Source organism: Streptomyces sp. NPDC058758, assembly GCF_042746075.1.
Classification (GTDB): domain Bacteria; phylum Actinomycetota; class Actinomycetes; order Streptomycetales; family Streptomycetaceae; genus Streptomyces.
On the sequence record NZ_JBHYPS010000036.1, the window covers coordinates 38,677 to 60,570 of the forward strand.

General features: G+C 73.0%; 19 protein-coding genes. 8 read left to right on the plus strand and 11 right to left on the minus strand.

All coding sequences use genetic code 11. The features are described from left to right. Positions 1–67: 67 nt before the first annotated feature. Together ACFW6A_RS31035 and ACFW6A_RS31040 are read right to left on the minus strand one after the other, a co-directional pair. Positions 68–874, minus strand: a complete 807-nt coding sequence (locus ACFW6A_RS31035) for an Fpg/Nei family DNA glycosylase (RefSeq protein ID WP_386644536.1) — start codon at positions 872–874, stop codon at positions 68–70. After that, entirely contained in the window at positions 874–1,368 is a 495-nt protein-coding gene (locus ACFW6A_RS31040) for a ribose-5-phosphate isomerase (protein WP_351842997.1), read from the minus strand. Before ACFW6A_RS31040 ends, ACFW6A_RS31035 begins: the two co-directional genes overlap by 1 nt. Before the next feature lie 218 nt (positions 1,369–1,586). Between ACFW6A_RS31040 and ACFW6A_RS31045 the strand changes: the two genes are divergently transcribed. Further along, a complete protein-coding gene (locus ACFW6A_RS31045) occupies positions 1,587–3,026 on the plus strand; it encodes an amino acid permease (RefSeq protein ID WP_386476395.1) in 1,440 nt (479 codons plus the stop codon). A gap of 61 nt (positions 3,027–3,087) precedes the next feature. Here ACFW6A_RS31045 and ACFW6A_RS31050 read toward each other — a convergent pair whose 3' ends face one another. Continuing rightward, positions 3,088–3,681 carry a biotin transporter BioY gene (locus ACFW6A_RS31050; protein ID WP_351842993.1) on the minus strand — a complete coding sequence of 198 codons (594 nt, stop codon included), beginning with the start codon at positions 3,679–3,681 and terminating at the stop codon, positions 3,088–3,090. Between the two features lie 273 nt (positions 3,682–3,954). On the opposite strand from ACFW6A_RS31050, the gene ACFW6A_RS31055 reads away from it, so the two are divergent. The 3 genes from ACFW6A_RS31055 to ACFW6A_RS31065 all read left to right on the plus strand — a co-directional run bounded on the left by ACFW6A_RS31055 (position 3,955) and on the right by ACFW6A_RS31065 (position 7,747). Then, the gene (locus tag ACFW6A_RS31055) at positions 3,955–5,379 is read left to right on the plus strand and encodes an amino acid permease (RefSeq protein ID WP_351842991.1); all 1,425 of its coding nucleotides are present in this window, start codon (positions 3,955–3,957) and stop codon (positions 5,377–5,379) included. A gap of 116 nt (positions 5,380–5,495) precedes the next feature. Further along, the gene (locus ACFW6A_RS31060; protein ID WP_351842989.1) at positions 5,496–6,923 is read left to right on the plus strand and encodes an amino acid permease; all 1,428 of its coding nucleotides are present in this window, start codon (positions 5,496–5,498) and stop codon (positions 6,921–6,923) included. A 176-nt stretch (positions 6,924–7,099) separates the two neighbouring features. Further along, a complete protein-coding gene (locus tag ACFW6A_RS31065; protein WP_043221589.1) occupies positions 7,100–7,747 on the plus strand; it encodes a superoxide dismutase in 648 nt (215 codons plus the stop codon). A 122-nt stretch (positions 7,748–7,869) separates the two neighbouring features. On the opposite strand, the gene ACFW6A_RS31070 is transcribed toward ACFW6A_RS31065, so the two are convergent. Then, complete coding sequence (locus tag ACFW6A_RS31070; RefSeq protein ID WP_351842986.1) at positions 7,870–8,505, minus strand: DsbA family protein; 636 nt, start codon at positions 8,503–8,505, stop codon at positions 7,870–7,872. Positions 8,506–8,647: 142 nt separating this feature from the next. On the opposite strand from ACFW6A_RS31070, the gene pepN reads away from it, so the two are divergent. After that, entirely contained in the window at positions 8,648–11,194 is a 2,547-nt protein-coding gene (gene pepN, locus ACFW6A_RS31075) for an aminopeptidase N (protein WP_386644541.1), read from the plus strand. Between the two features lie 169 nt (positions 11,195–11,363). Continuing rightward, positions 11,364–12,371, plus strand: coding sequence for a hypothetical protein (locus ACFW6A_RS31080; protein WP_386644544.1), 1,008 nt, complete (start codon positions 11,364–11,366; stop codon positions 12,369–12,371). 1 nt (position 12,372) lies between these two features. On the opposite strand, the gene ACFW6A_RS31085 is transcribed toward ACFW6A_RS31080, so the two are convergent. The 5 genes from ACFW6A_RS31085 to ACFW6A_RS31105 form a co-directional block, all read right to left on the minus strand. Next, positions 12,373–13,533 (minus strand): serine hydrolase domain-containing protein, encoded by a 1,161-nt coding sequence (locus ACFW6A_RS31085; RefSeq protein WP_386644547.1) that lies wholly within the window; start codon positions 13,531–13,533, stop codon positions 12,373–12,375. A gap of 107 nt (positions 13,534–13,640) precedes the next feature. Beyond that, positions 13,641–14,108 carry an NUDIX hydrolase gene (locus ACFW6A_RS31090; protein WP_351842978.1) on the minus strand — a complete coding sequence of 156 codons (468 nt, stop codon included), beginning with the start codon at positions 14,106–14,108 and terminating at the stop codon, positions 13,641–13,643. Positions 14,109–14,152: 44 nt separating this feature from the next. Further along, entirely contained in the window at positions 14,153–14,710 is a 558-nt protein-coding gene (locus ACFW6A_RS31095; RefSeq protein WP_351842976.1) for an HPP family protein, read from the minus strand. A gap of 60 nt (positions 14,711–14,770) precedes the next feature. Beyond that, a complete protein-coding gene (locus tag ACFW6A_RS31100; protein WP_351842974.1) occupies positions 14,771–15,655 on the minus strand; it encodes a pyridoxamine 5'-phosphate oxidase family protein in 885 nt (294 codons plus the stop codon). A 53-nt stretch (positions 15,656–15,708) separates the two neighbouring features. Next, on the minus strand, positions 15,709–16,164 hold the full coding sequence (locus ACFW6A_RS31105; RefSeq protein ID WP_351842972.1) for a VOC family protein: 456 nt from the start codon (positions 16,162–16,164) through the stop codon (positions 15,709–15,711). Between the two features lie 135 nt (positions 16,165–16,299). On the opposite strand from ACFW6A_RS31105, the gene ACFW6A_RS31110 reads away from it, so the two are divergent. After that, complete coding sequence (locus tag ACFW6A_RS31110; RefSeq protein ID WP_386476417.1) at positions 16,300–16,842, plus strand: CGNR zinc finger domain-containing protein; 543 nt, start codon at positions 16,300–16,302, stop codon at positions 16,840–16,842. Positions 16,843–17,037: 195 nt separating this feature from the next. Next, positions 17,038–20,355 carry a S8 family serine peptidase gene (locus tag ACFW6A_RS31115; RefSeq protein WP_351842968.1) on the plus strand — a complete coding sequence of 1,106 codons (3,318 nt, stop codon included), beginning with the start codon at positions 17,038–17,040 and terminating at the stop codon, positions 20,353–20,355. A 60-nt stretch (positions 20,356–20,415) separates the two neighbouring features. Here the strand turns inward: ACFW6A_RS31115 and ACFW6A_RS31120 are convergent, their stop codons facing one another. Together ACFW6A_RS31120 and ACFW6A_RS31125 are read right to left on the minus strand one after the other, a co-directional pair. Beyond that, positions 20,416–21,300, minus strand: a complete 885-nt coding sequence (locus tag ACFW6A_RS31120; protein ID WP_386644552.1) for a hypothetical protein — start codon at positions 21,298–21,300, stop codon at positions 20,416–20,418. Next, on the minus strand, positions 21,301–21,774 hold the full coding sequence (locus ACFW6A_RS31125; protein WP_386476443.1) for a sigma-70 family RNA polymerase sigma factor: 474 nt from the start codon (positions 21,772–21,774) through the stop codon (positions 21,301–21,303). Positions 21,775–21,894 lie beyond the last annotated feature (120 nt).

Genomic DNA, 21,894 nt, shown 5'->3' on the forward strand with positions numbered 1-21,894 from the left:
TCCTCCGCCTTGCGATCGCACGCACCAGACGCCGCTCCCTGACCCGGCCTGATCCGAAAGAAACGGCCTAGGCCTGGCAGGCGGGGCACCAGAAGAGGTTCCTCGCCGCCAGTTCCGCCGTGCGGATCTCGGTGCCGCAGAGGTGGCACGGGAGGTTCGCGCGGCGGTAGACGTAGACCTCGCCGCCGTGGTCGTCGACGCGCGGGGGGCGGCCCATGGCCTCGGGGGTGTGCTCGGGGCGGACCGTGTCGATGCGGTTGAGCCGGACGCCCTCGCGCATGAGGGCCCGGAGGTCGGTCCAGATCGCGGTCCACTCCCCCGGCGCGAGGTCCCTGCCCGCGCGGTAGGGGTCGATGCCGTGGCGGAAGAGGACCTCGGCGCGGTAGACGTTGCCGACGCCGGCGATGACCTTCTGGTCCATGAGCAGGGCGGCGATCGTCGTGCGGGACCTCGAGATCCGGCGCCAGGCCTCGTCGGGGTCGTCGGCGGCGCGGAGCGGGTCCGGGCCGAGCCGGTCGTGTATCGCCCGCTTCTCGGCGTCGGTGATCAGCGCGCAGGCGGTGGGGCCGCGGAGGTCGACGTACGACTCCGGGTTCGCGAGGCGCAGCCGGACCGTGTCGGCGGGCGGCGGCGCGGGGGCGTCGCCGAAGTTCACCTTGCCGAAGAGGCCGAGGTGGATGTGGATCCACTCGTCGCGCGGGAAGCCGAGGAAGAGGTGCTTGCCGTGGGCCTCGGTGGTCTCCAGGACGGAGCCGTCGAGGAGGGCGGCGGAGTCGGAGAACTTGCCCTGGGGGCTGGAGACGCGCACGGGCCGGCCGCCGAACCGTTCACGGTGGTCGGCGGCCAGCCGGTGGATGGTGTGCCCTTCGGGCATCAGGCGGTGGGCTCCTGCGGGTGGTGGGCCGGGATCGGGGGGAGCTCGCCGGTGGTCTCGTACGTGCTCAGCATCTCGATGCGGCGGGTGTGGCGCTCGTCGCCGGAGTACGGGGTGGAGAGGAAGACCTCGACGAACTTGGTCGCCTCCTCCTCGGTGTGCATGCGGGCGCCGACGGCGACGACGTTGGCGTTGTTGTGCTCGCGGCCGAGGGCGGCGGTCTGCTCGCTCCAGGCGAGGGCGGCACGGACGCCCTTGACCTTGTTCGCGGCGATCTGCTCGCCGTTGCCGGAGCCGCCGATGACGATGCCGAGGGCCTCCGGGTCGGCGGCCGTCCTCTCGGCGGCGCGCAGGCAGAACGGCGGGTAGTCGTCGAGGGCGTCGTAGATGTGGGGGCCGCAGTCGACGGGCTCGTGGCCGTGGGCCTTCAGCCACTCCACGAGGTGGGTCTTGAGTTCGTAGCCGGCGTGGTCGGAACCGATGTAGACGCGCATGGTTCCGAGTGTGGCACGGCCGGGACGGGGCAGGCGTCAGCGGGGTCGGGACCTTGGTCCCGGCGGGTCACGGACCTCCGGCCCCTCCTGGTCCGGACCTTTGGCCCGACTATGTCCTGAATCACGATCCGGAATCAAACCTTCCGTACCGGCCGGTCGCCGGGTTTCATGGCTCCGGCTCGCGACCCGAGCCGCCCCCACACCCGAAGGAAGCGTTCATGAACACGCAGCCGACCCTCGCCAAGGAAGGCGGCAGCACCGGCACCACCGGTCAGACCCCGCCGTCCGACGGCCTCAAGGCCGGACTCAAGAACCGCCACCTGTCGATGATCGCGATCGGCGGCGTCATCGGCGCCGGCCTCTTCGTCGGCTCCGGCTCCGGCATCGCCGCCGCCGGCCCCGCGATCCTCCTCTCCTACGCGCTCGTCGGCGCGATGGTCGTCTTCGTGATGCGGATGCTCGGCGAGATGGCCGCCGCGCGGCCCTCCTCCGGTTCCTTCTCCGCCTACGCCGACCAGGCGCTCGGCCGCTGGGCGGGCTTCACCATCGGCTGGCTGTACTGGTTCTTCTGGGTCGTCGTGCTGGCCGTCGAGGCGACCGCCGGCGCGGTCATCCTGGAGGGTTGGGTCCCGGCGGTGCCGCAGTGGGCGTGGGCGCTGATCGTGATGGTGGTGCTCACCGCGACGAACCTGGCCTCGGTGGCCTCGTACGGCGAGTTCGAGTTCTGGTTCGCCGGGATCAAGGTCGTCGCCATCGGCGCCTTCGTGGTGATCGGCCTGCTCGCGGTCTTCGGGGTGCTGCCGGGCTCGGACAACCCGGGCGCGGGCTTCGCGCACCTGACCGACGCGGGCGGGTTCCTGCCGATGGGCGCGGGCGCGATCCTGACCGGTGTCCTGATGGTCGTCTTCTCCTTCATGGGCAGCGAGATCGTGACCCTCGCGGCCGGCGAGTCGGAGGACCCGCAGCGGGCCGTGACCAAGGCGACGAACAGCGTGATCTGGCGGATCGGCGTCTTCTACCTGGGCTCGATCTTCGTGGTCCTCACCCTGCTGCCGTGGAACGACCCCTCGATCGTCGAGAAGGGCTCGTACGTCGCCGCCCTCGACTCCATCGGCATCCCCGCCGCCGGCCAGATCATGAACGTGATCGTCCTGACCGCCGTCCTGTCCTGTCTCAACTCGGGCCTCTACACGGCCTCCCGGATGGCCTTCTCGCTGGGGCGGCGCGGTGACGCGCCGAAGGGCTTCGCCCAGGTCGACAAGCGGGGCGTGCCGAAGGCCGCGATCCTCTCCTCGGTCGTCTTCGGCTTCGTCGCGGTCTTCTTCAACTACCAGTGGCCGGACACCGTCTTCGCCTTCCTGCTGAACTCCTCCGGCGCGGTGGCGCTCTTCGTCTGGCTGGTCATCTGCGTGACCCAGCTGCGGATGCGCGGGATCATCCTGCGCGAGTCGCCGGAGAAGCTGGTCGTGCGGATGTGGCTCTTCCCGTACCTGACGTGGGCGACGATCGGCATGATCGTCTTCGTCCTCGGCTACATGATCTACGACGGCGGCGGCGCCCGGGAGCAGGTCGTGCTCTCGCTGCTCGTGGCCGCGCTGGTGCTGGCGGTCGCGCTGGTCCGCGAACGGGTCCGGAAGACCGCCGTCTCCCGCGACTAGCGGTGCGCGCGCGAAAGGGCCCGCCGCTCCGCGAGGAGCGGCGGGCCCTTTCGCGTGGCCGTCAGCCCTTGCGGCCGACGAGCTTCCAGGCGGCCGGGAGGGCGCCCATGGCGAGGGCCGCCTTGAGGGCGTCGCCGATGAGGAAGGGGGTCAGGCCGGCGGCGACCGCCTGGCCGAGGGTCATGCCGGTGGCGAGGGCGAGGTAGGGGACGCCGACCGCGTAGATGACCGCGGAGCCGAGGACCATGGTGCCGGCGGTGCGCAGGACCGAGCGGTCCGCACCGCGGCGGGCCAGGGCGCCGACGACGGTGGCGGCGAGCAGCATGCCGAGGATGTAGCCGAAGGACGGCATCGCGTAGCCCGAGGAGCCCTGGGCGAACCACGGGACGCCCGCCATGCCGACGACGGCGTAGAGGGCGAGAGAGAGGAAGCCGCGGCGGGCGCCGAGGGCGGTGCCGACGAGCAGGGCGGCGAAGGTCTGGCCGGAGACCGGGACCGGGGAGCCCGGGACCGGGACGGAGAGCTGTGCGGCGAGACCCGTGAGGGCGGCGCCGCCGGCGACGAGCGCGACGTCGCGGACGCGGCTCGCCGGCAGGAGGTCGGCCAGGACGGTGCCCGCACGGAGGGTGCGGACGGGGGCGGCGGCGGTGCTCATCGGTACTCCGCGGGGGTGAGGGTGTCGGGACAGGTTGACGCTATGCCAGGAGTGAACGCCCGATCACCGTCAGCCGCCGACAAAGCCACCGGCCGGGCCTTCATCGGTTTCCGACAAAGGAGGGCGAGGGCGCCGAGCGCCACGTGACGCTTGTCACTGGGAGAAGGCGATGTCTGGTCCCTTTTGCGTCGAGCGCCGGTCACCGGAGAGACTGTGGGGTCTCCATAAACCCCTTCCTCCCGTACCCCTTCTCCCAGAGCGCGAGCCCCCACCATGCGCGACGCAGCACCGCCGGCCCCCCTCACCGAACCCGAGCCGCTCTCCCACGGGCTGAAACAGCGTCATCTGACGATGCTCGGGCTCGGCGGGGTGATCGGCGCGGGGCTCTTCGTCGGCTCGGGCGCGGGCATCGCGGTCGCGGGGCCCGGCATCGTGCTCTCTTACCTGATCGCGGGCGCGCTCGCGATGCTGGTGATGCGGATGCTGGGCGAGATGTCGGCGGCGATGCCGGCGTCCGGGGCGTTCTCGGTGCACGCGGAGCGGGCGCTGGGCCGCTGGGCCGGCTTCTCGGTGGGCTGGCTGTACTGGTTCCTGCTCGTCGTCGTCCTCGCCGTGGAGGCGACGGGCGCGGCGCGGATCGCGCACGGCTGGGTGCCCGGGGTGCCGCAGTGGGGCTGGGTGCTGCTCTTCATGGTCGTGTTCACCCTCGCCAACCTGGCGGCGGTGAAGAACTTCGGCGAGTTCGAGTTCTGGTTCGCGGCGCTGAAGGTCGGCGCGATCGTGCTCTTCCTGGTCCTCGGCACGCTGGCGATCGTGGGCTGGCTGCCCGACACGGATCCGGTGGGGCTCGCGAACCTGACCGGGCAGGGCGGCTTCCTGCCGAACGGCTGGTCCGGGGTGGTCTCCGGGGTGCTCGCCGTGGTCTTCGCCTTCGGCGGCCTGGAGGTCGTCACCATCGCCGCCGCCGAGTCGGAGGACCCGGCGCGGAACGTGGCGCGGGCGGTGCGCAGCGCCGTGTGGCGGATCCTCCTCTTCTACGTGGGCTCGATGCTGGTGATCGTGACCCTGCTGCCGTGGACGTCGATGGTGCCGGGCGAGTCGCCGTACGTGGCGGTGCTGGACGCGATCGGGGTGCCGGGCGCGGGGCAGATCATGAACGTGGTGGTGTTCGTGGCGCTGCTGTCGGCGCTCAACGCCAACCTGTACGGCTCCTCCCGGATGGTCTTCTCGCTGGCCGAGCGCGGCGAGGCGCCGAAGGGGCTGCTGCGGGTGTCGGACGGCGGGGTGCCGCGGCGGGCGGTGCTCGCCTCGGTGGCCTTCGGCTTCGTCTCCGTGCTGCTCAATCTGAAGTGGCCGGACTCCGTCTTCCTCTACATGCTCAACGCGGTCGGGGCGGTGCTGCTCTTCGTGTGGGCGCTGATCGCGGTGTCGCAGCTGCGGCTGCGGCCGCGGATCGAGCGGGAGGCGCCGGAGACGCTGACCCTGCGGATGTGGGGCTTCCCCTGGCTGACGTGGACGGCGCTGGCGGCGATGGGCGCGGTGCTGGTCCTGATGCTGACCGACGACGGGGCGCGGCCGCAGGTGCTGTGGTCGGCCGGGGCGACGGCCGCGGTGCTGCTCGTGGCGTGGCTGCGGGAAGTGCGCGCGTCGCGGGCGGCTTCCGGGGAGGGCCGCACGTCCACGACGAAGCGGAACTGAATCTTCACCTTGTGTGAAGGTGGTGACCGTATAGCGGACACCCGTTCCCTCTGAGCGGTACGGGCACCCAGACTGTGGGCTCCCCTCCCCGTCTCAGCCTATGAACAGGGTTGCCCATGTCCCGGACCACCGCGCCCGCGCAGGCCGACCGCGAGGACGGCCAGGCCGCTCCCTCCGAGGGCCTCTCCCACGGCCTCAAGCAGCGCCACCTGTCGATGATCGCGCTCGGCGGCGTCATCGGCGCCGGCCTCTTCGTCGGCTCCGGCGCCGGCATCGCCGCCGCCGGCCCCTCGATCGTCGTCGCGTACGCGATCTCCGGCGTGCTCGTCATGCTGGTGATGCGGATGCTCGGCGAGATGTCGGCGGCGAACCCCGCCTCCGGCTCCTTCTCCGTCCACGCCGAGCGCGCCTTCGGCCCGTGGGCCGGCTTCACCGCGGGCTGGGCCTTCTGGTTCCTGCTCTGCGTGGCCGTCGGCCTGGAGGGCATCGGCGCGGCGAACATCATGACGGGCTGGTTCCCCGGCACCCCGGAGTGGGCCTGGGTGCTGCTCTTCATGGTGGTCTTCTGCGGCACCAACCTGGCGGCGGTGAAGAACTTCGGCGAGTTCGAGTTCTGGTTCGCGGCGCTGAAGGTCGGCGCGATCGTCCTCTTCCTCGGCATCGGCGTGCTCGCCATCGCCGGCCTGCTGCCCGGGACCGACGACATCCCCGGCACCTCGAACCTCATCGGCGACCACGGCTTCTTCCCGAACGGCTCCGAGGGCCTGATCGTCGGCCTGCTCGCCTCCGTCTTCGCCTACGGCGGCCTGGAGACGGTCACCATCGCGGCGGCCGAGTCCGAGCACCCGGTGCAGGGCGTCGCCAAGGCGGTCCGCACCGCGATGTGGCGCATCGCGCTCTTCTACATCGGCTCCATGGCGGTCATCGTCACCCTCGTCCCCTGGGACGACCCGGCGGTCGTCGAGAAGGGCCCGTACGTCGCCACCCTGGACTTCCTGGACATCCCGGCGGCCGGCCAGATCATGAACGTGGTCGTGCTGGTCGCCCTGCTCTCCGCGATGAACGCCAACATCTATGGCGCCTCCCGCATGGCCCGCTCGCTGATCGCCCGCGGCCAGGGCCCGCGGGCGCTCGGCCGCACCTTCGGCGGCGTGCCCCGCCCGGCCGTCCTGCTCTCCTCGGTCGTCGGCTTCGGCGCCGTCCTGCTGAGCTACTGGTCGCCGGACAAGGCCTTCGTCTGGCTGCTCAACACCATCGGCGCGATCATCCTCGTCGTCTGGTTCTTCATCGCCGCCTCCCAGCTGGTGCTGCGCCGCCGCACCGAGCGCGAGGAGCCCGGGAAGCTGGTCGTGCGCATGTGGGCCTTCCCGGTGCTGACGTGGGTGGCGCTGGCCGGCATGGCCGCGATCTTCTGCCTGATGGCCCGCGAGGACGGCACCCGGATCCAGCTGTACGCGACGGGCGGTCTGACGCTCGTCCTCGCCGCCGTCGGCTTCGCGCTCCAGAAGGCGCGCGCGAAGGCGGCCCCCGCCGAGACCGGCTGACCCTCCGCGTCCCGCATGCGCGAAGGCCCCGCCGGGCCCCCGGGTCCGGCGGGGCCTTCGCGCGTCCGGGGGCGGGACCGGGTCGAAGGACTGATCAACTTCTGCCGCAGGTGCTGTTAGCCTGCACTTGCATATAGGTTGCAATAAGCAGCAGTCAGTCGAAGGGCTCGGCACACATGGCGATCTACACACTTCCGGAGCTGCCGTACGACTACGCGGCGCTGGAGCCGGTGATCAATCCGCAGATCATCGAGCTGCACCACGACAAGCACCACGCCGCCTACGTCAAGGGGGCGAACGACACCCTGGAGCAGCTGGAGGAGGCGCGCGACAAGGACCAGTGGGGGGCGATCAACGGCCTGGAGAAGAACCTGGCCTTCCACCTCTCCGGCCACATCCTGCACTCCATCTACTGGAACAACATGGCCAGCCCGAAGGCCGGCGAGGGCGGCGGCGAGCCGCTCGCGGCCGACGGCGTGGGCGAGCTCGCCGACGCGATCACCGAGTCCTTCGGCTCCTTCGCCAAGTTCAAGGCCCAGCTGACCAAGGCGTCGGCGACCACCCAGGGCTCCGGCTGGGGCGTCCTCGCCTACGAGCCGATCAGCGGCCGCCTCATCGTCGAGCAGGTCTACGACCACCAGGGCAACGTCGGCCAGGGCTCGGTCCCGGTCCTCGTCTTCGACGCCTGGGAGCACGCCTTCTACCTCCAGTACAAGAACCAGAAGGTCGACTTCATCGAGGCCATGTGGCAGGTCGTCAACTGGCAGGACGTAAACAAGCGCTACCAGGCCGCGAAGGCCAGCGTTCCGCTGATCTCGTTCTGACCCCCCGCTCGTCCTGCTCGTGATCGTCTTCTCAGCCTTCACCTGCGGACGGATGAAAGAGGAACCCCCGTGATGACGTGAATCACGGGGGTTCCTCCATGGCCGCTCGGACGGCCGGGCGGTCACTCGAAGCTCGGCGCCGCCGTCCGGGTGCGCTTGATCTCGTAGAAGCCCGGGGTCGACGCCACCAGCAGGGTGCCGTCCCACAGCCGGGCCGCGGCCTCGCCGCGCGGGGTCGGGGTGACGACCGGGCCGAAGAAGGCGACCTCGTCGCCGTCCGGGCCGGGCACCGCGATCACCGGGGTGCCGACGTCCTGGCCGACCTTCCCGATGCCCTCCTCGTGGGAGGCGCGCAGCTCGGCGTCGTAGGTGTCCTTGTCGGCGTACTCCACCAGGTCCTCGGGGAGGCCGGCGTCCCGCAGCGCGCCGGCGATCGCCTCGCGGGTGGGACCCTCGCCCTCGTTGTGGAAGCGGGTGCCGAGCGCGGTGTAGAGCTTGCCGACGACCTCGTCGCCGTGCAGCTGCTGGGCCGCCACGACCACCCGGACCGGGCCCCAGGCCTTGGTCTCCATCATCTCCCGGTACTCGGCGGGGACCTCGTCCAGCCGGTTCTCGTTCAGGACCGCGAGGCTCATCACCTTCCAGCGCACGTCCACCGGACGGACCTGTTCCACCTCCAGCATCCACCGGGAGGTCATCCAGGCCCAGGGGCACAGCGGGTCGAAGAAGAACTCTGCGGTGGTCCTGCTCTCGGACATGTGACTCCTCAAGACGTTCGGTCGGCCGGGGTGCGCCGACATGGCGCAACGCCGAGGGCGCGTGTCGGCATTCCCGTGCGCCCGGTGAAAGGTGCGCATGGGAGGATCGGTGCTGTTTCGAACACGCCACGAAGGAGTGACCGTGCCCGGTGAGAACCTGTCCCGCGACGAGGCCCGCGAGCGGGCCGCGCTGCTGTCCGTCGACGGCTACGAGGTCGCCCTCGACCTCCGCTCGGCGGTCGGCGAGTCCACGGAGGCGGTACGCACCTTCCGCTCGGTGACGACGATCCGCTTCCGCCGCACGGGCGAGGGCGACACGACCTTCGTGGACCTCGTCGCCCCGTCGGTCACCTCCGTCACCCTCAACGGCCGCGCACTGGACCCGGCGGCCGTCTTCGACGGGGCCCGGATCGCCCTGGACGGCCTGGCCGACGAGAACGTGCTGGTCGTCGACGCCCAGTGCGCGTACAGCCGCACCGGCGAGGGCATGCACCGCTTCGTCGACCCCGAGGACGGCGAGGTGTACCTGTACACCCAGTACGAGCCGGCCGACGCCCGCCGGGTCCACGCCGACTTCGAGCAGCCCGACCTCAAGGCGCCCTACCGCTTCGAGGTGACCGCGCCCGAGGGCTGGACGGTGTGGAGCAACGGCGCCGGCGAGCGGGGCGCCGACGGCGTGTGGCGGTTCGCCGAGACGAAGCCGATCTCCACGTACATCACCTGCGTGGTGGCCGGCCCGTACCACTACGTCACCGACACCTACCGGCGCGGCGACATCGAGATCCCGCTCGGCGCGATGTGCCGCAAGGGGCTCGCGAAGCACTTCGACGCGGACGACGTCTTCCTCGTCACCAAGCAGGGCTTCGACTTCTTCCACGACAACTTCGACTTCCCGTACCCCTTCGGCAAGTACGACCAGGCCTTCGTGCCCGAGTACAACCTCGGCGCCATGGAGAACCCCGGCATGGTCACCTTCACCGAGGAGTACATCTACCGGGGCAAGGTCACGCGGGCGGCGTACGAGCGGCGCGCCAACACGATCCTGCACGAGATGGCCCACATGTGGTTCGGCGACCTGGTCACCATGGTGTGGTGGGACGACCTGTGGCTGAAGGAGTCCTTCGCCGACTTCATGGGCTCCTTCTCGCTCGCCGAGGCCACCCGCTTCACCGACAGCTGGGTCACCTTCGCCAACAACCGCAAGGCCTGGGCCTACCGCGCCGACCAGCTGCCCTCCACCCACCCGGTCACGGCCGACATCCGCGACCTGGAGGACGCCAAGCTCAACTTCGACGGCATCACCTACGCCAAGGGCGCCTCCGTCCTCAAGCAGCTCGTCGCCTACGTGGGCCGGGACGCCTTCCTGGAGGGCGCGCGCCGCTACTTCAAGCGCCACGCCTACGGCAACACCCGCCTCGCCGACCTGCTCGCCGTCCTGGAGGAGACCTCCGGCCGGGACATGAAGGCCTGGTCGAAGTCCTGGCTCCAGACCTCCGGCGTCAACGTGCTCGCCCCCGACGTGACCTACGACGCTGAAGGCCGGATCACCGAACTCGCCGTCCTCCAGGAGGGCGGGGAGCCGCGCCCGCACCGGATCGCCGTGGGCCTCTACCAGCTCACCGACGGCGAACTCGTCCGGTACGCGCGCGTGGAGACCGACGTCGCCGGGGCCCGGACGGTCGTCGACGGGGTGGCCGGCGGCGAGAAGCCGGACCTGATCCTCGTCAACGACGACGACCTCACCTACTGCAAGGTCCGCTTCGACGAGGGCTCCCTCGACACCCTCCGCGACCACCTCGGGGACGTCACCGACCCGCTGGCCCGCGCGGTGTGCTGGTCGGCGCTGTGGAACCTGACCCGGGACGGGCTCATGCCGGCCCGCGACTTCGTCGCCGCCGTGCTCGCCTTCGCGGGCCGCGAGACCGACATCGGCGTCCTCCAGATGGTGCACGCCTGGGCGCGGACCGCCGTCACCCACTACGCCGCCCCCGGGTGGCGCGAGGAGGGCGGCCGGCTGCTCGCCGAGGGCGGCCTGCGCGAGCTGCGCACCGCCGAGCCGGGCAGCGAGCACCAGCTGACCTGGGCGCGCTTCTTCGCCGCGGCCGCCTCCTCCGACGCCGACCTCCAGCTCCTGGAGGGGCTGCTCGCCGGCACCGCCCGGATCGACGGCCTCGACGTGGACCAGGAGCTGCGCTGGGCGCTGCTCTCCCCGCTCGCCGAGGCCGGCCGGGCCGACGAGGCGCGGATCGGCGAGGAGCTGGCCCGGGACGACACCGCGAGCGGCAAGCGCCACCAGGTGCGGCTGCTCGCCGCCCGGCCGTCGGCGGCCGTCAAGGCGCAGGCGTGGGCGCAGGTCGTCGAGTCGGACACCCTGTCGAACGCGCTGGTCGGCGCGGTCATCGCCGGTTTCGCGCAGCCCTCGCAGCGCGAGCTGACCGCCCCGTACGCGGAGAAGTACTTCGCGGTGATCGAGCGGATCTGGGCCGAGCGGTCGATCCAGATCGGCATGGACGTGGTGCGGGGCCTCTTCCCGGCGTACCAGGACCGTCCCGAGACCCTGGCGGCGACCGACGCCTGGCTGGCGGAGCACGCGGACGCCGCCCCGGCGCTGCGGCGCCTGGTCCTGGAGTCCCGCGACGACCTGGCCCGGGCGCTGCGGGCGCAGGAGTGCGACGCGCTGGAGGACTGAGCCGGTGCCGGGAGGGGCCCGCGGTCCGGCGGGCCCCTCGGGGGCCGGACGAGGACCGCGGCCCCTCTCGGCAGTCGAACGCGCGTACTTTAGTGCGGGCTTGTCCGGGTTCGGCCACCGCCTTGTAACAGGCCGTTAGGACCGGGCCGGGGTGCGGAACACCCCCGGCATGAACCACGACACCCCCATCACCCCCCGCACCCGACCCGCCTCCTCCCCCGCGGGCCTCGCGCAACGACTCGCGTCCACCGGCCAGTTGAGGGCCATGGGCGTGCCCGCCGCCGAGGTCGCCGGGCGGTCCGCGGCCGGCGGCGACTGGCAGCAGCTGCTGCCGGGCGTCTTCCTGCTCCGCCCCGGCGCGCCGACCGGCGACGACCGGCTGCGGGCCGCGCTGCTCTACGCCCGCCGGGACGGCGGGGCGCCGCCGTACGGCCCGGGCGCGATGCTCACCGGGCTCGCCGCGCTCGCCCTGCACGGCTTCTCCTCCGCTCCCCCGGTGCCCGCCCTGGAGCGGATCGACGTCCTCGTGGGCCGCACCCGGCGGCTGCGCTCGACCGGTTTCGTACGGGTGGTGCGGGCGCCGGAGTCGCCGGAGCCGGTGGAGCTGGACGGGCTGCCGGTCGCGCCGGTCGCCCGGGCGCTCGCCGACGCCGTCTCGGGGCTGCACGACGCCGAGGCCGTCCGCCGGCTGCTGACCGAGGCGGTGCGCGGCGGCCACTGCGAACCCCCGGTGCTGGTAAGGGAGTTGAGCCGGTCCCGGCTGCTGACCCGGCCGCACGTGGTGGACGCGGTGGACTCGCTCCTGGTGGAGGGACGGGCGCTGTCGGAGGAGCGGCTGTACGAGATGGTGCGGGACTTCGGGCTGCCGGACCCGCTGTGGAACGTGGACCTGCGGCTGCCGGGCGGCCCGCACCTGGGCGGGGTGGACGCCTACTGGCCGGACCAGGCGGTGGCGGTGGAGCTGGACACCCGGGCGCCGCGGCAGGACGAGGACGCGCTGTGGTCGGAGTACACCCGCAAGCGGGAGCACCTGGAGCGGCTGGGCATCACGGTGGTCCACCTGACCCCGCGCAAGCTGCGCGAGGCGGTGGACCAGCAGGCCGCCGTGGTCCGCACGGCCCTGATGGCCGCGGCGGACCGGCAGCCCGCCGCCTACGTCGTCGTCCTGCCCCGGTGAGCTACTTCTTCGGGAGGGTGCCGCAGAACTCGGCCTCGACGACCGCCTGGGTGTCGCCGGTCCAGTCGGCGTTGACGTTGGCGGCGAGGGAGTGCCGGCCGTCGCGGGTGGCGTACGCCTCCGAGAGCGAGCCGTGGATGCCGCCGCCGTGGCCCCAGATCTCGGTGCCGCAGCTCAGCTTCTGCCAGGAGATGCCGAGGCCGTAGCGGAACTCGGGGTACTCGGCGGAGACCGGCACGGTGGCGGTGAGTTCGCGCATCTCGGCCTTCGGCAGGAGCCGGCCCTTGAGGAGGGCGCGGTAGAAGGTCTGGAGGTCGGCCGAGTCGGAGATCATCTCGCCGGCGGCGTGGGCGAGGGAGGGGTTGAGCTCGGTGACGTCGTGGACGGGGGCGGACTTCTCGGGGGCGAGGGTGGAGTAGGCGCGGCTGCTGGGCCCCGGGACGTTCACCCGGGTGCCGGGGACGCTGGTGGCGCGGAGCTTGAGGGGCTTGATGATCCGGTTCTCGACGGCCTTGCCGTAGGGGCGGCCGGTGACCTCCTCGATGACCAGGCCGGCCAGGACGAAGTTGGTGTTGGAGTAGCGCCAGGAGGTGCCGGGGGCGAAGACGGGGGCGTGGTTCATGGCGATGCCGACGAGGTCGCGCGGGTTCCAGGTGTCGTAGCGGTGCTCCAGGAAGCCGGGGCCGAAGACCTTCCGCTGGAACTCCGGGTCCTCGGTGTAGCCGTAGACGCCGCTGGTGTGGTTGAGGAGCTGGCGGACGGTGATCTTCCGCCCGTCGTGGCCGTTGCCGCGGACGAGGCCGGGGAGCCACTTCTCGACCGGGTCGTCGAGGTCGATCCGGCCCTCGGCCTGGAGCTGGAGGAGGACGGTGGCGGTGAAGGTCTTGGTGATGGAGCCGACGCGGTAGCGGTCGTCGCCGCCGCGCTCGCCGGCGGTGCCGGTCCAGGCGCGGCCGTCGACGCGGGCCTGGGCGACGGCGCCGGGGACGCCGGCGTCGACGTTGGCCTGGAGCGCCGCCCGGGTGGCGGCGTGGTCCTTCTTCGCGGGGGCGGCGGGGGCCGCGGGGCCCGCCGCGAGGGCGGGGGCGGCGAGCGCGGTGACGGTGAGGCCGGCGGCGAGGGCCGCGGCGACGACGGTGCGGGCGGTGCGGGCGGTGGCCATGCGGAGTTCCCCTGTTTCCGTGGTGGTCCGGTGTTCCGGTGCGGTCGGCGGGGAGGACCACGGGGGGCGGGGGCGGGTTGAGCGGTCGCGTACCGGTTGAGCCCTTTTCAGCCGTTCGCCGGATCGGTGAGGCGGGAGCGGCCCACGGGGGGCCGCTCGCGCCACAGGTCGAGCCCGATGTCGACCAGTCCGACCCGGGGCAGGCCGGGTACGGAGTCCAGCGGGTGCCAGGCCGCGAGGTCGGTGGAACCGCCGGTCTCGTGGCGGAGTTCGCCGCCGGTGACCCGGGCCTCGTAGACGATCCGCAGGCCCTGGAAGGAGCCGGGGGCCCCGATCCGGGCGACCCAGCCGCGCATGATCGAGTCGACGCCGAGGAGCGCGGTCGGCTCGACGGCGTACCCGGTCTCCTCCTCGACCTCGCGGACGACGGTCCGGACGGGTTCCTCCCCGTGGTCCATGCCGCCCCCGGGCAGCGTCCACCGCTTGGTGCCGTCCTTGGCGACCCAGCGCGCGAGCAGTACCTCCCGGTCCCGGACGACCACGGCGTAGGCCGCCACCCGCAGCTCCTGCTTCATGCCGAGCAGGCTAGGGCCTCGCGGGGCGGACGGGCCCCGGATGGCTAGAACCAGTACACGGGGTAGGTGCGGCGGGTGGCGCGGGCGGAGAGGAGGCCGACCGCGACGAGGAGGGTGCAGGAGGCGAGCAGCAGGGCGGTGAAGGTCCAGAACGGCGGGCTGCCGAGGGCGACGATCACCGCGGTGGCGGCGGCCGGGGAGTGCGGGGTGCGGGCGAGCATCATCGCGCCGAGGGCGAGTCCGCCGGCGACCGCGGCGCCCCACAGGCCGGGCCCGGCCACGGCGAGGACCGCGAAGCCGGTGAGGGCCGAGAGGAGCTGTCCGCCGATCACCGAGCGGGGCTGGGAGAGCGGCAGCTCCGGGGAGGCCGCGACCAGCGCCATGCTCGCGGCGAGCGGCGGGATGAGCAGCGGGTGGTGCAGGACGGTGCCGAGGGCGACCAGCAGGAGCAGGGCGGCGGTGCTGGCGCCGGTGGCGGCGAGGACGGCCAGGGGGCGCGGGCGGGGCGGCGGGCCAGGACGCCGTACGGGGGCGGCGGGGGCGGTCGCGGGCGCGGGCGGCGCGGGCACGGTGGCCTCGGGAGCCTGGAGGGCAGTGGTCACGGGTTCCTCGGGATCGTGGATCGGGAGTCCGCGTGCGGGCGGCGGGGTGCGGTGCGGGGGTCACGGGGTGGTCGGGTTGGCCGGGGAGTACGCGGGCGCGGACCAGCGCAGGGGGCTGGCGGCCGGGGTCTCGACGACGCTGTCGACCCGGAAGCGGACGTACCGCTCCTCCAAACGGTATACCGTTTTGGCCCGGCCGCTGAGCTGGAGGGTGGTCCCCGTCTCCCAGTCCAGGAAGAGGAGGCCCGCCCTGCCGTCGGTCTCCAGGTTTCCGAGCGTGAGGAACATCGCATTGCCGGGGTAGTCCCGCCAGAGGAGGTCGCGGGGCCCCTCGGCCCGGACGAAGCCGGGGTTGCCGCCGCGGTGGCTGGCGTCGGCGCCGTCCGGTCCCGTGGTGGCGACGAAGAAGGTGTCCGCGGCGCGGACGGCGGCCAGCTGGGGCCCGGTGAGGGCCGTGCCCCTGCGGACGGCGGGCCGGGCGGCGGGGCCCGCGGGGTCGGAGCCGTACAGCTCGCGCTTCTGGAGGTACTTCGGGCAGTTGGCGAAGACCTGCTCCGCCTCGATCAGGAGGCCCCGGGCGCCGGGGCGGGCGGTGCCGTTGAGGCGCATGCGGCGGCGGGTGCGGGGGTCGAGGGCGATCGTGCCCACCGGGGTCGCGGCGGCCAGGGCCTCGGCCAGGGGGTCGTGCGGCGCGGGCCCGCCCGCCACCGAGACCGTGTGCGGGCCGGTGGCCCGGGCGAAGCCGGGGTCGCCGGTGAGGAGGCTCGCCCAGACCCGGCCGTCCGGGGCCGCCGCGCCGAGGACCAGCATGGGCTGGGCCTCCAGGAAGGCGGCGGCCACCGGGCGGATGCCGGGGTTGATGCTGGGGGCGATGTGGGCGGCGGCCTGCTGGACGCCGAGGCGCTCTTGTACGGCCAGGGAGCCGTGGTGGTAGGCGGTCGGCATGGCGGGCCTCCGGACGGGTGCGGGTTCGGTGGGAGGGCGGGGCCCCGGGCGGTCTAGAAGAAGCCGCAGGTCGGGGCGGTGGCGCTGGGGGCGGGGGATCCCTCGGCGCCCTTGGGGACGGAGATCTCCAGGCGGGTGCCGTCGGGGTCGTGGAAGAAGATGCCGCCGGAGGCCGCGCCCTCGCGGTGGGCGACGACGCCCTCGTAGGCGAAGGTGACGCCCTGCTCCCTGAGGACCGCCTCGGCCTCGCGGACCTTCTCGATGGACTCGGCCTCGAAGGCCAGGTGGTGCAGGCCGGCGCGGTGCGCGTCGTAGCCGCCCTCGGCCTGCTGCCAGAGGGCGACGGCGAGCGCGCCGCCCCGGCCGAGGAAGGCGTAGCGGCGGCCGTCGGCGTCGCCGGAGCCGATCACCTCGAAGCCGAGCACGTCGCCGTAGAAGCGGAGCGAGCGGTCCAGGTCGGTGACGTTGATGCCGATGTGCGCCGTGTTCAGCGTGCCGATCGCGGACATGGGGGTCCCCTCGTCTTCGGTCGCCCCTCTCGGGCTAACCGCTTAATTCGACTTTAGGGGTTAGATACGAGCGTGCGCAACCGGTTACGTACACTTGAGGGGTTAGATAGCCCGGGGATCGAGGAGGATGTCCGCATGACCGCCACCGATCCACGGCCGCTGACCGGCGAGCCCCTCTCCCTGGACCTGCTCAACACCCGCTGGATGGGCGAGGGCGAGCTCCAGGACCTCCTCGTCGACACCGAGGGGCTCGCGGTCTGGCTCGCCGCGAACGGGCTCGACGGGCGCTTCGCCGCCGACGAGGCCACCCTCCGCCACACCCGCACCGCCCGCGAGGCGCTGAAGGCACTGGTCGACCGGCCCGGCGACCCGGACGCGGCCGCGCGGCTCGACGCCGTCCTGGAGCACGGCCGGATCCGCGCCGTGCTCACCACCGAAGGCCCCGGCGAGCGGGCCGAGTTCGCCGACCCGGCATGGGGGCCGGCCTGGACCGCCGCCCGCGACTACCTGGACCTGCTGCGCACCGCCCCGGACCGGATCAGGGCCTGTGCGCACGAGGCGTGCGTCCTGCACTTCCTCGACACCTCGCGGAACGGCACCCGGCGCTGGCACTCGATGGCGACCTGCGGCAACCGCGCGAAGGCGTCCCGGCATTACGCCCGCAGCAAGGAGCAGTGAGCCGCGGGCACCGGTCGAATCGCCCTCGTTGAGGGCGATTCGTCTGCCGTGGCGCATGGGGCGCGGTGGCGGATGTACGCCACGGACACAACCCGCCCTCCGCTAACTCTCCACAAAGCCCTGTCATTTGCGAAAGGCTGAGCGGTCATCCGGTACCGGATTCCGGACCCCCTTCTTTCACAAACAGGGATGTAAATGACCACCCCCGAAACGCAGAGCTCCATACCCGGGCGCTCGACCGCCGGGACCAGACGAGCGGCCAGGATCGCCGCCGCCGCCGGCCTGGTGACCGCGCTCGTCGCGGCCGGTGCCGCCCCGGTCCTCGCCGCCGACGACCCGGCGGCCACTCCCCCGGTCAAGGCCGCGGAGCCCGCCGACAAGCTCGGCGCCACCGACGCCCAGCGCCTCTCCGAGGCCGAGGCCGCCGGCGAGTCGCACGTGACCATCCTGGTCGCCACCGCGCCCGGCGCGACCGAGCAGGTCGCCGGCCAGCTCGACGCCGTCCCCGGCGCCTCGGTCGGCAACCGCAACGACGAGCTCGGCTACGTCCGCGCCACCCTGCCGACCGACCGGGCCGACGCCGCGATCAAGGCCGCCACGAAGCTCTCCTCCGTCCAGTCGGTCGACCTCCGGGCCGAGATCGAGCTGGACGACCCCCGCCCCGACGCGGGCCTCGGCGGCGCCGTCGAGGGCACCACGGTCGACCGGACCTACCCGGCGCCGTCGAAGTACACCCCGGCGAAGAACCCGTACAACCCGTCCCACGAGACGGGCGCGGTCGAGTTCGTCGAGGACCACCCGCGCGCCGACGGCCGCGGCGTGACCATCGGCATCCTCGACTCGGGCGTCGACCTGGCCCACCCGGCCCTCCAGAAGACCACCACCGGCGAGCGCAAGATCGTCGACTGGGTGACCGCCACCGACCCGCTGGTCGACGGCGACGCCACCTGGCGCGCGCAGATCACCCCGGTCGCGGGCCCGGTCTTCACCGCCGCCACCCAGTCCTGGAAGGCGCCCGCGGGCTCCTACCAGTGGAGCCGCTTCAGCGAGTCGGTGACCGCGGGCGGCGACCCGGCCGGTGACATCAACCGCGACGGCGACACCACCGACGTCTTCGGCCTGCTGTACGACCCGGTCGCCGGCACCGTCCGCGTCGACACCGACCAGGACAACGACTTCACGGACAACGAGCCGATGAAGCCGTTCAAGGACGGCTACGGGGTCAACTACTTCGGCACCGACGACCCGGCCACCGACGTCGTCGAGCGCACCCCCTTCGTCGTGCAGATCCGCAAGGACGTCCCGATGGACCCGCTGGGCGGCTCCTGGGTCGGCCAGAAGCGCGACTTCGTCAACATCGGCGTCGTCGAGTCCTCGCACGGCACCCACGTCGCCGGCATCACCGCCGCCAAGGGCCTCTTCGGCGGCAGGATGAACGGCGCCGCCCCCGGCGCCAAGATCGTCTCCTCGCGCGCCTGCACCTGGGACGGCGGCTGCACCAACGTCGCCCTCACCGAGGGCATGGTCGACCTCGTCGTCAACCGCGGCGTCGACATCGTCAACATGTCGATCGGCGGACTGCCCGCGCTGAACGACGGCGACAACGTCCGCGCCCGCCTCTACACCCGTCTCATCGACGAGTACGGCGTGCAGCTGGTGATCTCGGCCGGCAACTCCGGCCCGGGCACCAACACGATCGGCGACCCCGGCCTGGCCGACAAGGTCCTCTCGGTCGGCGCCGCGGTCTCCCAGGCGACCTGGGCCGCCAACTACGGCTCGGCCGTCGACAAGAAGTACGCCATGTTCCCGTTCTCCTCGCGCGGTCCGCGCGAGGACGGCGGCGCCACCCCGCTGGTCACCGGCCCGGGTTCGGCCGTGAACACCATCCCGACCTGGCAGGCCGGCGCCGGCGTCGCCGAGGCGGGCTACGCGCTCCCCGCCGGCTACGGCATGCTCAACGGCACCTCGATGTCGTCCCCGCAGGTCGCAGGCGCCAGCGCGCTGCTGCTCTCCGCCGCCAAGCAGCGCGGCATCGAGCTCTCCCCGCTGACCCTGCGCACCGCGCTCACCTCGACCGCGAAGCGGATCCCGGGCGTCGCGGCCCACGAGCAGGGCGCCGGTCTCGTCGACATCAACGAGGCCTGGGAGTCGATCAAGGACGGGGCCACCGCCCACTCCTACAAGGTCGAGGCCCCGGTCGACACCGTGATCTTCCCGGCCCCGCACACCGGCACCGGCGTGTACGACCGCGAGGGCGGCCTCAAGGTCGGCCAGAAGAAGGTCTACGACGTCACCGTCACCCGCACCAGCGGCCCGGACCGCGCCATCGAGCACGAGCTGGACCTCAAGTACAACGACGGCACCTTCCGGATCCTCGGCGACGACGAGGTCCGCCTCCCGCTGAACAAGCCGGTCACCGTCAAGCTGGAGGCCCGCCCGCGCACCGCCGGCGTGCACAGCGTGATCCTGGAGGCCGACGACGAGCGCACCGAGGGCGTCGACAAGCAGATCCTCGCCACCTCGGTCGTCGCGAGCGACCTGGTCGCCCCCGGCTACGGCTTCAAGGCCGAGGGCTCGGTCCAGCGCAACAGCCACAAGTCGTACTTCGTGACCGTGCCGAAGGGCGCGACCTCCCTGGAGGTGGCGATCGGCGGCCTGAAGGAGAAGAGCCAGACCCGGTTCATCTCCATCCACCCGTACGGCGTCCCGGTCGACCCGACCGCGACCACCATGTGCTACCCGCACTACAACCCGGCGAACACCTGCCGCCCCGACCAGCGCTCCTACGCCAACCCGCAGGCCGGCGTCTGGGAGATCGAGGTCGAGGCCCGCCGCACCTCGCCGGACCTGGACAACCCGTACAAGCTCGACGTCACCGTCCTCGGCGCCTCCTTCGACCCGGCCGTCCAGACGGTCGCCGAGGCGAAGGTCGGCGTGCCGGCCGCCGTCGAGTGGACCGTCACCAACAAGTTCGCCGGCATCGACGGCAAGCTCAAGGGCGGCTCGCTCGGCTCGGCCAAGGTCGAGACGCCGACCATCCGGCACCACGAGTCGCAGACGAAGACCGTCACCATCGGCGAGGGCGTCGAGCGCCTCGACATCGGGATCGGCAACACCTCCGACAAGGCCGCCGACCTCGACCTGACCGTCCTCCTGAACGGCGTCAAGGTCGCCTCGTCGGCCGACGGCGACTCGGAGGAGGCCGTCTCCCTCGTCAAGCCGAAGGCCGGCACGTACACCGTCGTCATCGACGGCTACGCGGTCCACGCCGAGGGCGGCACGACCTACGACTACAAGGACGTGTACTTCTCCTCGGCGCTCGGCACCGTGAAGGTCGACGAGGCGAAGACCTACCCGCTGGCCAACGGCGCGAGCACCGAGGTCCCGGCCGAGGTCGTCGTCGGCGGTCCGGCCCCCGAGGGACGCCAGTTCTTCGGCGAGGTCCGGCTGGTCAACGGCCGCGGCACCGTCGCGGGCACCGGCAGCGTCCTGATCGGCAGCGTCACCCCGTAACACCCCGAGCGGTACGAGGGGCGGGCACCCGTGGGGTGCCCGCCCCTTCGCCGTCCCCGGTCAGCCCCGCCCGGGGCACTCGCCGTCCCCCGGCTCGGCGAGGGCCTTCGCCACCCACTTCCGGCCGTACTCCAGCTCGTCGCGGACCGGGCCGACGTCCTCGCCGAGCTCGCCGGGCGGCTCCATGTCCTGCCGGTAGGTGAGCACCCCCTCGTCGGGGAAGCGGGAGACGACCACCAGCATCCGCGTGCCGGGCCGGTAGTACGACGACGGCTCCGCCGCCAGGCCCCGGAAGACCAGCTCGCCGGCGTCCGCCACCGTCGGCCGGTAGCGGCGCTCCACCCGCAGCACCACCCGGACCTCGTCCTGCGCGAGCGGTTCGGCGCGCACCACCGTGCCCTCGGCGACGTCCGTGGCGCAGGCCACGATCCCGCCCGGGGTGCGCTTGGCCTCGGAGCCGGAGCCGAGCAGACCGCCGCCGGTCGCCCCCGGGCGGGCGGCCAGCCACGCCCCGCCGGTGCCGAGCGCGCCCAGCGCCACGCAGGCGGCGAGCGCCCAGGCGGCGCCCCGCCCGCGCCGCCGGGGCCGTACGGCGACCGGCTCGCGCCCGGGGCCGGCGGGCACGGGGCCGGCGGATACGGGCCCGGCGGGTACGGGCCCGGCCGATACGGGCTGCGTCGGTTCCGGGCGTACGGGCTCCGCCGGTACGGGCCCGGCCGGTACGGGCTGCGCCGGCTCCGGGCTCACGGGCTCCGCCGGTTCCGGGCGCACGGGCTGCGCCGGTGGCGGTTCCGCCGTCAGCGCCGCCGCGAGGACGCCCAGCTGCTCGCGGAGCAGGTCCAGGTCCGCGCGGGCCCGGGCGACCTCGGGGTCGTCCCCGGCGTCCGGCGGTCCGTCCTCCGGGAACAGGGCCCGGGCCAGCGGATCCCTCGTGTCCTCGCCCACTCACACCACCTCGTCCGTGTGGAGCCGCTCCCGCATCGCGCGGACGGCGGCGTGCAGCCTGCTCTTGACGGTCCCCTCGGGGACTCCCAGCTCCTCGGCGATCCGGGCCACCGGCAGGTCCGCGTAGAAGCGCAGCACCAGGACCCGCCGCTGCTTCTCCGGCAGCGCCTCCAGGCCGTCGGCCACGGCGAGCGCGAGGACCCGGGCCTCCTCCCCGCCGCCGCCCGGCGGGTCCGGCAGCGCGGTCAGCCGCTCGCCGAGGCGCTCCTCCCGGCGCCGGGCCCGGTGCCAGTCGGCGGCCACCCGGGTGGCGACCACCGCGCACCAGGCGGCCGGGGAGCGCGGCGGGTCCCCCTTCGCGCGGGCCTCCAGGAGGCGGAGCCCCACCTGCTGTACCCCGTCCTGGAGCTCCGCGTACGGCACCCCGCCCAGCGCGAGGACCGCCCGCACCCGGTCCACCAGCGCCGCGTCCATCTGCTCCACCCCGCCCCCTTTCCTCGTCCGGTCCCCCCTTCGACGCGGCGGGGCCCCGGAACGTTCGTCCCGGTCGCACATCCCGCCCCTCGGACAATGGATTGGACAAGAAGCGGCAGG

What these genes read in the sequence shown, in the direction of transcription:
- ACFW6A_RS31065 (WP_043221589.1), top strand. Translation starts at nt 7,100, where the DNA reads ATGGCGATCTACACACTTCCGGAGCTGCCGTACGACTACGCGGCGCTG.
- ACFW6A_RS31070 (WP_351842986.1), bottom strand. Translation starts at nt 8,505, where the DNA reads ATGTCCGAGAGCAGGACCACCGCAGAGTTCTTCTTCGACCCGCTGTGC.
- ACFW6A_RS31125 (WP_386476443.1), bottom strand. Translation starts at nt 21,774, where the DNA reads ATGGACGCGGCGCTGGTGGACCGGGTGCGGGCGGTCCTCGCGCTGGGC.
- ACFW6A_RS31060 (WP_351842989.1), top strand. Translation starts at nt 5,496, where the DNA reads ATGTCCCGGACCACCGCGCCCGCGCAGGCCGACCGCGAGGACGGCCAG.
- ACFW6A_RS31085 (WP_386644547.1), bottom strand. Translation starts at nt 13,533, where the DNA reads ATGGCCACCGCCCGCACCGCCCGCACCGTCGTCGCCGCGGCCCTCGCC.
- ACFW6A_RS31045 (WP_386476395.1), top strand. Translation starts at nt 1,587, where the DNA reads ATGAACACGCAGCCGACCCTCGCCAAGGAAGGCGGCAGCACCGGCACC.
- ACFW6A_RS31110 (WP_386476417.1), top strand. Translation starts at nt 16,300, where the DNA reads ATGACCGCCACCGATCCACGGCCGCTGACCGGCGAGCCCCTCTCCCTG.
- ACFW6A_RS31055 (WP_351842991.1), top strand. Translation starts at nt 3,955, where the DNA reads ATGCGCGACGCAGCACCGCCGGCCCCCCTCACCGAACCCGAGCCGCTC.
- ACFW6A_RS31080 (WP_386644544.1), top strand. Translation starts at nt 11,364, where the DNA reads ATGAACCACGACACCCCCATCACCCCCCGCACCCGACCCGCCTCCTCC.
- ACFW6A_RS31035 (WP_386644536.1), bottom strand. Translation starts at nt 874, where the DNA reads ATGCCCGAAGGGCACACCATCCACCGGCTGGCCGCCGACCACCGTGAA.
- ACFW6A_RS31090 (WP_351842978.1), bottom strand. Translation starts at nt 14,108, where the DNA reads ATGAAGCAGGAGCTGCGGGTGGCGGCCTACGCCGTGGTCGTCCGGGAC.
- ACFW6A_RS31100 (WP_351842974.1), bottom strand. Translation starts at nt 15,655, where the DNA reads ATGCCGACCGCCTACCACCACGGCTCCCTGGCCGTACAAGAGCGCCTC.
- ACFW6A_RS31105 (WP_351842972.1), bottom strand. Translation starts at nt 16,164, where the DNA reads ATGTCCGCGATCGGCACGCTGAACACGGCGCACATCGGCATCAACGTC.
- ACFW6A_RS31050 (WP_351842993.1), bottom strand. Translation starts at nt 3,681, where the DNA reads ATGAGCACCGCCGCCGCCCCCGTCCGCACCCTCCGTGCGGGCACCGTC.
- ACFW6A_RS31115 (WP_351842968.1), top strand. Translation starts at nt 17,038, where the DNA reads ATGACCACCCCCGAAACGCAGAGCTCCATACCCGGGCGCTCGACCGCC.
- ACFW6A_RS31040 (WP_351842997.1), bottom strand. Translation starts at nt 1,368, where the DNA reads ATGCGCGTCTACATCGGTTCCGACCACGCCGGCTACGAACTCAAGACC.